The sequence below is a fragment of the Candidatus Omnitrophota bacterium genome (assembly GCA_018894435.1).
Taxonomy (GTDB): domain Bacteria; phylum Omnitrophota; class Gorgyraeia; order JAHIPI01; family JAHIPI01; genus JAHIPI01.
This window is the reverse complement of record JAHIPI010000086.1, coordinates 1-9961: the sequence shown is the minus strand read 5'-3', so window position 1 is coordinate 9961 and position 9961 is coordinate 1. Positions and strand designations below refer to the sequence as shown.

General features: G+C 43.4%; 11 protein-coding genes. All 11 read right to left on the bottom strand.

Translation table 11 applies throughout. The features are described from left to right. Nucleotides 1-474 precede the first annotated feature (474 nt). The 11 genes from KKI13_07345 to KKI13_07295 all read right to left on the bottom strand — a co-directional run bounded on the left by KKI13_07345 (nt 475) and on the right by KKI13_07295 (nt 9793). A complete protein-coding gene (locus KKI13_07345; GenBank protein ID MBU4488855.1) occupies nt 475-1272 on the bottom strand; it encodes a hypothetical protein in 798 nt (265 codons plus the stop codon). Continuing rightward, on the bottom strand, nt 1262-1948 hold the full coding sequence (locus tag KKI13_07340) for a type IV toxin-antitoxin system AbiEi family antitoxin (protein MBU4488854.1): 687 nt from the start codon (nt 1946-1948) through the stop codon (nt 1262-1264). The genes KKI13_07345 and KKI13_07340 overlap by 11 nt, the downstream gene beginning before the upstream one ends. A gap of 121 nt (nt 1949-2069) precedes the next feature. Beyond that, nucleotides 2070-2762 carry a diphthine--ammonia ligase gene (locus KKI13_07335; GenBank protein MBU4488853.1) on the bottom strand — a complete coding sequence of 231 codons (693 nt, stop codon included), beginning with the start codon at nt 2760-2762 and terminating at the stop codon, nt 2070-2072. Then, entirely contained in the window at nt 2737-3393 is a 657-nt protein-coding gene (locus KKI13_07330) for a hypothetical protein (GenBank protein MBU4488852.1), read from the bottom strand. Before KKI13_07330 ends, KKI13_07335 begins: the two co-directional genes overlap by 26 nt. A gap of 3 nt (nt 3394-3396) precedes the next feature. Next, complete coding sequence (locus tag KKI13_07325) at nt 3397-4317, bottom strand: cation diffusion facilitator family transporter (GenBank protein MBU4488851.1); 921 nt, start codon at nt 4315-4317, stop codon at nt 3397-3399. 2 nt (nt 4318-4319) lie between these two features. Next, the gene (locus KKI13_07320) at nt 4320-5303 is read right to left on the bottom strand and encodes a PocR ligand-binding domain-containing protein (protein ID MBU4488850.1); all 984 of its coding nucleotides are present in this window, start codon (nt 5301-5303) and stop codon (nt 4320-4322) included. A gap of 17 nt (nt 5304-5320) precedes the next feature. Next, on the bottom strand, nt 5321-6712 hold the full coding sequence (locus KKI13_07315) for a sigma-54 dependent transcriptional regulator (protein MBU4488849.1): 1392 nt from the start codon (nt 6710-6712) through the stop codon (nt 5321-5323). Continuing rightward, nucleotides 6709-7032, bottom strand: a complete 324-nt coding sequence (locus KKI13_07310; GenBank protein ID MBU4488848.1) for a hypothetical protein — start codon at nt 7030-7032, stop codon at nt 6709-6711. The genes KKI13_07315 and KKI13_07310 overlap by 4 nt, the downstream gene beginning before the upstream one ends. Nucleotides 7033-7077: 45 nt before the next feature. Continuing rightward, complete coding sequence (locus KKI13_07305) at nt 7078-7953, bottom strand: hypothetical protein (GenBank protein ID MBU4488847.1); 876 nt, start codon at nt 7951-7953, stop codon at nt 7078-7080. After that, nucleotides 7950-8813 (bottom strand): hypothetical protein, encoded by an 864-nt coding sequence (locus KKI13_07300; protein ID MBU4488846.1) that lies wholly within the window; start codon nt 8811-8813, stop codon nt 7950-7952. The genes KKI13_07305 and KKI13_07300 overlap by 4 nt, the downstream gene beginning before the upstream one ends. 326 nt (nt 8814-9139) lie before the next feature. Beyond that, a complete protein-coding gene (locus KKI13_07295; protein ID MBU4488845.1) occupies nt 9140-9793 on the bottom strand; it encodes a PEP-CTERM sorting domain-containing protein in 654 nt (217 codons plus the stop codon). Nucleotides 9794-9961: the final 168 nt, after the last annotated feature.

Genomic DNA, 9961 nt, shown 5'->3' with positions numbered 1-9961 from the left:
GATTCGGCTTCCCCGCCTGCAACTCCTTGATTAAGTTGCAGGCGGGGGCGGACTCGACTGAGCAAAAATCAACACCTTTTAAAAATTTTTTGGCCGCCGCAATATAAAAAGGGCTTCTTTATTTAGGATTTTTGCGAGGAAGAGGACGCAAAGTGTTTGGCGAATTTTGCCCCCACCCAAAATTCGCCAAACACGAAAAGCCGAATCGAACCCTTGCATTACCGCTAAGCGAGCGACCAAGCGAGCGTGGAGTGAGCCCGAGCCCCAGCGAGGGCGAACGGTGCATACACCACAAACGCAGCCCGCCCAAGCGAGCGGTGCATTAGTTCATTGAATTTTAAAGAACGAAAAAAGAACATTGTAAAGCCGAAACAAAAGGCCAGCCGAAGGTCCTGATGTAGATTTTTTTTGCTTTAATTTCTTGTACCATAATGGGTTACGAATTGACCCCTGACTCGGCCCCTCTCGCTGTTTTTATTTTCTTTTCCTTTGCAATGCTTCTCTTAAGCCTTTAAATCTATCGAATATGTCTTGCCGCACGTCATGGATGTATTCATCGGAACCGTTCTCCTGTTCGATTAAAAGACAGCCCTGGCTTGATACCCGTTCAAAGAATTTATTTACATTATCCGCAATGTTCGTTAAATGTCCTTTTTCTCTATACTGGGTTACTTCTTTCAAAATCTCACCAATGTCAGGGGCGTACCGTAAAATGAAGTACATATAATACAAATCTTTGGCTTGCTTTTCCTTGTTCTCCCTATCTATAAAAGTCGCTCCCTTGTGATACAAAAAAGCCGACGGTTTTGGACAATTCAAAGTATAGCTTTTGTTCTTTTTCTTGGCCTGAATGTTTACTGGAATCCGGTGCTTTAAGAGAAAATCGAATTTGTCGATTTTGTTTATCTGAATTTGCTGGCCAACCATCCTCTCGATTGCCTTAATATCAACAGTAGGATAAGTAATAAACTCTACCGGGACCTTTTCTTTATACAGCACGACAGGAAACAGCCTGTCCATCTTCGGATGACGTTCTTTGTAATCCAGAGAAGAAAGCGTTTCAAAAATCGTCTTTGAATAATCTCCGGTAATAGTTTGATCCACGCCAAAATCTATATCAACTGTGGTCACAGGATTTCGAACGCTTGTCTTCCAAAGAAAATTTGAGTAAATATAAGGCATCCATCCACCTACAAGCGTGAGATCCGGAAGATAATCGCTGATATCTTCAAGCACATTGAAAAATACGGCTTCGATTTTCTCAAGATTCATATAAATCCTTCCCCTTTTCCTTTAAACTTTGCTTTAAATATTCGGCATGCTCTTTTCCCCGAGGTTTAAAATTATAGAGGTCCAAGTAAAGTTGTAGGTTGGAAACAACCTTGTAGCCTTTAATCATTTGAGTATTGTAAAACGCGCTGTTTTTATAAAAGGGACGGATGATATGAATATTCCCGCCTCTAACAAGCTCTTTTAAATCCATCTGTTGCCTTAAATCGAGAAGTTCTTTTTTCCAGTTTTCAGGAGAAAAATACACATAAACCTGATCAGTCACCACAAAAGATGTTATCAGGTTTGCCCCGGAATGAAGTGTAAACGCGTATTGTTTATCTTTTAAACAATCTTTAAGCTTTGGTGAGATGCTCTTATCAGCCGAATAATACGTATGGATATCGTTTAATTCAAATTGATACACCGCTACCCAATCTTCGACCAATTCGCGTGTATTTGTAAGAAGTGCGTAACTATCAGGTCCACGCTTAACTCTTTCGATATAGCCCTTTTTTGTCATGGCCTCAAGAACCCCTTGAGCCATGCCAAGGCTCACCCCATTCTCACCTGTAAAATCACGTGTTACCCACTTCTTACCCGGACTAGACAGCATTTTCCGCAAGATAAAAGTAGCCTTATCAGCAAAAATATTCTTTCCATTTGTGGGATTATTCATAATGTTCACTCCTTTTGATTGTTCACTAATTAGTGAACATTATATATTAAGTGAACATTATTGTCAAGGCTTATTTTTTATCGTTATTTTTAGTTTTAGATTTATACCTCTGGGAGGTTTTTTAGTAAACTGAGAGTAATAAGTCACAATACCAGAAGCGGTTGTCGCGCAGGATTACTTCGCCTTTTTGGAATCGCACCGGCTCCCGGAATATCGGGCCGTCGTAAACAAAAGTGTGGAATTCGCCGTTTTCGCCGCAGGGGTCAACTCCCAGCGGCAGGTCCGCTACAAACTGCCTGTCAAATATCCTGCCGGCAAAAGTCCCATCCAGCATCTTTGAATCGACGCAGGTAATAACCGCCTTAAATCCCAAATCTATAAACTTATGCGCAAGTTCTTTTGTATCGCTCTTCCATATTGGAAAAATTGCGGCCATGCCTGCCAAAGACATCTTGTCTTCGCGATATTTTCTAATGTCCTCTAGAAAAATATCGCCAAAAGCCACAGAGGATACGCCTATTTTTTTATAGCGGGCGAGCACGTCGGCCATTTTTGATTCATAGTCTTCATTGGACGAGCTCTTCGTAATAGGCACTTTCTCAAGCGGAAACCCCAGTGACACAGCCTGCCGTTCAAGTAGTAAACGCCGCACGCCATGCATGCTTATCCTGTCATAATCTTCTGTTATCGTGGTAAGCAGTGTGGATATTTCGTAATTTTTATTCTTTTGCAGTTCGTGAAGGGCCATGGCGCTGTCCTTCCCGCCGCTCCACGCGAAAATTATCTTTTTAGTCTTTTCGTCCATGGGTTTCATGCGCGTGCCCCTTAGCGAAGAGCAATGGGAAGACGATGTCCGATGTGCAGCACGGGATTATTACGGCCAAGACCATATATACGAATACCATGCCGGCTACATGGAGCCAATCGGTGAGTCCGAAAGCTACGAGGTAAAATATAGAAGCCATGCTGCTCACAAGTACGTGGGCGGCATGGGATAATATAGTGCTTTTTTGCGTCTTGTCCGAAATAAGAAAACCGGCTAATATGCCCGTCAATACAAAGGGCACAATCAGGCCCGGATGCTCTATTATGCATATGTGAAGATGCATCTTCACGCCTAAAAGAAGGCCCGAGATAAACGGCATAAATACATCGCTTATACCGCATATGCCTACCGACCCCACAAATCCTATGACCGCCGCTTTTAAAACGCGCTTGTCGTGCCGCCAGAACATGGCAGTGGTCGCCGTGGCGCTAAAAAGAAGGTGCACGGGATGGAAAACATGAAAAAGCTCTTCGGACGGTTCTGAAATATTGCTTACGCCCAAAATATTTGCCATAGAAGTGAGGATCCCCAAAAATATCATTCCCGCGGCAACGCTGAATATGCTGTAAGGAAGGTGCTCTCTCAACTCACTGATAACATGGACCATGTCCCTTTTCATATATTAGGCCTCTCTCTTGTCTGAGTGTTTAAAATGGACCACTATATCGCAATGGGGCAGTTCGGCGGCAAGGTCGCGCTCAAAATCTGCCGCTATCGCGCTCGCTTCTTTCATGGTCAGATTATCGCGGACTACAAAACATATATCCATAAATGTCTTTTTGCCTGCTTTTCTGGTGCGCATGCGGTTTATCCCGAAAGAATGCATTTTATGCTTTTCGGCAATTTTGTTTATTAGGTCCCGTATCTCTTTCGGCGGCACAGCATCCAGCAATTCAAGGAGGTTTGCCGTAATATTCTTCGTCGGCAGTTTCATGAGGAAAAGAGAAAGAATAATAGCCATAACAGGGTCTACATAAATGGCGATATTTACATAACCCTCTTTCCGCATCAGCCAGCCGAATAAAAACCCGCCGCACATAGCAAAAGATAACATGCTGTCGCTGAACCAGTACATTCCCGAAGTTCTTAATACGCGTGAGTTGGTGCGCACGGCAACATCTCTCATATAAAATCCCAAAAGAAGAGCCAATATGCCGGAAACAAAACTCGCTATAACCGGTATGATGTAGATCGTCACTTCGTCGGGATGTATGATATCCTGAATCGCGACTTTTAGAGCAAAAAGGCAGGTAACTATTATCGCTATATTTTGCAACGCTACGGTAAACGGTTCGTACTTTGCGTACCCGAAGTTAAACATATGGTCGGGAGGGCTGTCTATCTTCTTTATTATTGTGCGGACAAAAAAGGCCACCAATAATATAACTAAACTTGCGGCCGCGTCCAACAAAAGAGTTATTGAATCTGCAATAATGCCCACTGTGAAAGATATTAAAAAGATAAGCGCTGCCCCCGCAATAGACATGTGCGCGGCAGTAATCTGCCTGTTATGGGCAGTAATGCTCGAAGATTCTGTAGCCATTTTCATTCCCCTGAAATCGGAGTAAGAGCTACGCTGGCGAGTTTTATCAATTCGCGGACCATGGCAATGTCTCTTTCCGAAAAATCCCTGTTTTTACGCAGTATGTTGAGGTTGATAACGCCGTATACCTGATGATTCTTGCCGCCTTTTTCAAACGGCACAATCATGGAAGATTTTATATACGAACGTGTCAGTTTTCCGGAAAGCTTTTTTCTTGTTTCATCTTTTGGCAGGATTATCGCCTGAGAAGTCGCGGCCGCGAGGCCCGCTATGCCTTCTCCCATTTTTATATTAGCGCTGGATTTTGCGCTTTCGTCCAGCTTTGAAGATACCTTTATGCCGAGAGTATTTGTTTTTCTATCCACGGTCATAACTGAGCCTGAGTCAGCATCCAAAAGAAGCGTGCAGGCGTTAAGCAGCGCGCTTAGGATCTTTTCTTCATAATACCTTGAAAATATGGGGTCCATCGCAGCGACTTCCGGCGCTATCTCGCCAAGTCTCTTTTTATGGTAGGCCGTTTGGGCCATATTGGAAAAAACGGTTTCAAGCAATTTGGTTATGGAATATATCTCATTATAGGTGAGGGTTTTTATTTCTACCAGCATATCCACCAGTTCGTCCGGGCCAATACCCAATTTTTCGGCCTCTTTGGTGTAATCGGAAAAATCTCTTTTGCCGCTAAGCCGAACCGGCCCGGCGACAATGTAGGCGGCAGCCATATTATTTATAATCTTGATGGGAATAATAAACACGTCTAAATCGAATGAGCATTTAAGATCGATGATTTCCGCGGGTTTTTCGGGGGATCTTTTTGTATCATGTATAAGGGAACCAAGCTTCTTGGACCGGCTGGCGGTAGTGATGGGGGTATGTTCGGCTGTTAAAGTCCGTAAAGTTATATCAAAAGCATCCGCAAATAAATCCTGGACTTTCTGCCAATATTCAAGATTCACCAGTTCTTGAACTTCTAAATCTTTATTAAGCATAAAATATGAATGAATTCTTATTTCTTCTGTTCGCTGGGCACGATATTATATTTTCTCAATTTATTATAAAGCGTGGTCCTATTGACGCCCAGCTTTCTCGCCGCTTTATTTTTATTCCAATCAACCTCCTCTAACGCGCGCAATATATACACTCTTTCCGGCTCCTCGAGCGCGCCCTTTAAAGTGGAAGCATCGTCTGTTTCAATATCTTTCCCGGTGACGAGGCCGGCGTATGAAGTATTATTTAAAATAATATCCGGCAGGTCTTCTCTTCCTATAATATTGTCGGTATCTAAAATTACCGCGCGTTCTACTATATTTTCCAGCTGGCGGATATTTCCCGGCCAGTTATAATTTACCAAAACCTGCAGTATCTCCGGCGAAATGGTTTTTATCTGTTTGTGGTTCTCCGCCGCGAATATATTGATAAAATGGTTTACTAAAAGCGGGATGTCTTCCCTTCGGCTTCTGAGGGGCGGAATATGTATAGAGATTACGTTTAGCCTGTAATACAAGTCTTCCCTGAATTTCTTTTCGGCAATCGCCTTTTCCATGTCCTGGTTGGTAGAGGCGATAATACGCACATCGACTTTTACGGTCTTATTGTCGCCGACTCTTTCAAATTCTTTATGCTGAATCGCCCTGAGCAGTTTTACCTGCAGGTCCAATGTAAGGCAATCGATATCGTCCAAAAGTATCGTGCCGCCGTCGGCCAGCTCGAAACGGCCTTTGCGGTCATTTATTGCTCCTGTAAAAGCGCCCTTGGTATGGCCGAAGAGTTCGCTCTCTATTATTTCTCTCGGAAGCCCTCCGCACGAAATTTCTACAAAAGGCTTGTTCTTCCTCTTTTTATCGGCTTTGTGGAGAGCGTGGGCTATAAGGCGTTTTCCGGTGCCGCTCTCGCCGCATAAAAGCACCGTGGCCCTGGAATTTGCTATGCGCTCAACGATGGAATATATATCTTTCATCGGCTGGCTTGAACCTACAAGGCCGTGGTACATATCGGACTTTTGCGTCACAGGCCTTACCGAAACCTCTCCGGTTTTGCCGCTTGATAAAGCGCGTTCTATGGCGGATATGATCTTTTTGTCTTCTACGGGTTTTACCAGACAGTCAAAGGCGCCTCTTTTTGTGGTGCCTACGGCAAATTCGAGGCCTCTCTGCGAAGTAAGGACTATGACCTTGGAATGGCTTGCTATTTTGTCTATTGTTTCAAGGTGGCCTGCATTATCATGATCGTGCAGGTCCATTATGACGACATCGTGCTTGATTTCATTCAGGCGCTCCATTGCCTCCTGCAGGGCCTCCGCCATATCTACTCTGTACCCCTGGCGGCACAACATTTCATAAAGAGACCTTTGCAGCAGCTTATCGCCGTTAGCTATCAATATCCTATTAGAATCAATCATTTCGATATATCCTTAAATTCGTTTTCCAACTTCTTAGCGTATTTATCAAGCCTGCGTAAAAGGTCAGACATCTTTCGTATGCCCTCTTTTGACTCAAGCAGAAAATGCCTCGTCTGCGCATCTTCCCCAATAGTGTGAATAGCAAGGTTTATAAAGCGGTTTACAGAGTCAATGGGGGTATACATATCGCCTATTAGATCGGTAGATATCTTCCCTATCGACTTTATACGCCTATACTGCCCCGTGCCCCCCGAAGAAACATTCGACTTTCTTTTATTCTCGGGATTCACTTTACTTATCAGGGCTTTGGATTGTATCATAGTCTGTCACGGTTCGTCAAGGAAAAAAAGCACAATTTTGTTTGCCTAACGCTTTTTGCCGTCTTCCGTCTCTTTTTTGGACATATCGTCTATCTTTTTATCCAGTAGCTTTTTTAAATTATCGTTTTTTGTGTTATCCCGGACAAATTTGTATATCTCCAGCGCCTTTTCGGGCTCTTTGAGCGATTTTTCGAACACCAGTTCAACATATGGCAATTGCTGGATCATGGCAATCTCCGCCTTGTAGTCCTCAAGTATCTCTTCTATAACATTGCCTGCCCGTCTATACTCTTTTGATTTTATATATATATCGCGCATTAATGACAGCGCGGTATATCCCATGACCTTGCCTTTGTTTTCGCGGGCTATCTTATCGTAAAAAGCCGCCGCTTCCCTGAAGGCCCTGTCCGCCCTTTCGTCATCCCCCTTACCTATGTAATAGTTACCTATGTATATGGGGATCTGCATGCCAAGGGGAGTATCGTTGTATTTGTCTCTCAAAATAGCGTACTCTGCCAGCGCCTTATCCCACTGATTCTGCCGCTCGTAGACATTGCCTTTCACGAAATATGCCCTGCTGAGGGTCATCTTATCCGCATCCTTGGCGCTTATTATGGTATCTAAAACAGGCAGCGCTTTATCGTATTTCTTATTATATATGTAAAACTCCGCCAGCGCGAAACGCGTAGCTTTGGCGGCATCGGTCTCAGGATACTTTTCCAATATCTTCTGGAGGCTCTTTTCCACAAAATCGCGCATGGAAGGCGGGACCACATCGGGATTAGCGGTGATCTTTTCGTTCGTCTTCGCCGCCCGATAAAGCATCTTTTCCGCGACATACTCATTATCTACCGAAAATAGCGTAAGCGCGATGTATACGGCCACCAGTATAGATATTAATATTAAAACTGTCTTCTTCATTTTTCTTTACGTTCGCCTTTCTCGAGCAAAAACTGCGCAATGGATATAAAAACAAAGCATTCTACAAAAGGCGTAGCTAAAACACCGAGCAGCAATATAAGTAAAATTATCTCGGGAAACATCTTGCCCGCCAATTGTACGGACAGCCCCTTAAGAAGCGTTATAGGAAAATAGAGCAAAAACGGCAGAAATACCAATATGAAAACGGTTTTAAAATTGCGCAGGCCCAAAAGCACGCTTTGCAGCAATGCCTTTAAAAGGGGCTTTTTATCCATCACCATTAAAGGAAGCGTTGCTATAAAAAATGTCTGCGTGATCGCGTTAGCCAGAAAAAGTAAAGCGGCAAATACAAGCGGATATATTTTCATAACCACTGCCGGCAGATATTTTATGCTGAGATTAGTAAATTTAGAAAATGCGAATCCGCCTGCCTTCTCAAGGAGCAGCATGATCAGAACCATTATAATACCAAGCGCTACAAATGCTCCGTACCTTGATATGCCATTCTTTAAAAGCGCGTTTTGCTTTAGCGGCAAACCCGCTTTAACATTTTTGAAGATATTGATAGAAATGGCGGTCAATAACGTGCCCGCCAATACGTATATAACGATCTGCAGGAAATTGAAAACGCGCGGTATAGCATATATGCAATACGGATAATGGGTAAAGCCCTCCCCGAAAAACTTTTTGACGATCGGCCCTACTATGATGGCAAGCGGATTCCTGCCGGAAAAATAGACCAACTCCAACGTCAAGGCTTCCAGAAATGCTATGATGAAAAATGGCAGAATGATGACCGGCTTTTTTACGATAAGCCCGAATGTATTTATCCAGATATGTCTTACACTGATTTTCTTCATAATTAGTCAACTATTATAGTATAAAGGTTCTAAAAAGCAAGAAAATAAGAATAAAGGGCAGCGATTTTCATTAGTATCGCTACCCTGTTATAAGCAAAATCTTCTGCCATTTTAGGCCAACTATCTATCTTTCCTGCTCCTTTTTGCTTTCAGTTTTTTAATCCGTCACTAAAAGTAGGTATAAAATTATAAGTCCGGTGGAAGAGCACAACGCTTTTACGGCACTGCGCTCTAGCCACATAAGCATGCTTACTAGGTTCGAGCATGCCTTCCCTGTACGTCATTGCGAGCCCCGAAGGGGCGAAGCAATCCCGTCCAATAAAGGCTTATGCTCTAACCTTCTTTTTAAACCTCCTGCCGGCAAGGCCGATTAAGCCAATGCCTAACATGATCATACTGCTCGGTTCGGGAACTGGACTTGAAACAATCCAAAATCCTTCACCGTCTTGCCACTCGCCATCTGCACCATCAATAGCAGCTGCCGTAAACGCAACTCCCGGAGAATTATTCACTACCCAGAAGTCTACACGCTCAGTGCCATATAGGGGATCGGTATCTGTCCATATATTATAGTAACCATCCTTTATTTCAACGTTCCAATTGGCGTTTGCGATGCCGAAAGCAACATTTTTCCAATTGGCGTTTGCGATATGGAAAGAATAAATCGGCTCAGAATAGTTATCGTTAACCACACCCCATGTAAACTTAGTAAGCCCAAGCCATGAAGGATTCAATATAACATCCTTGTCAACTGCCGTCAGGATAAAATCTTTTTGGAAAATTTGAATCAGATCTAATCCCACAGGATTCCCCACAGTCCAGACTTTTATGTCTGGGGCGTTCGTTTGGTCGATAACTACAGTACCGCCCTCTCTCCATTTAAATGTGCCGTCAAACAGCAGAATACCGGCCCATGAAGATGTCGAGCTCAGAAGAACCAAGCACAAAACTAAACCAACCAACACTAACACTTTCTTCAAATTATTCACCTCCTTCCATTATAGATTGTGGCTGTCACGAAACTATTTCTCCGTCGGAGAATTTAAAATCGCTTCTATTTTCTACCTCCTGCCGTTTTGTCGTCGGAGAACTTCTCCGATTTCCTCAAAAAGGCCTATTTTTGGCCTCTTTTGAGGGGGGAGGAGGAG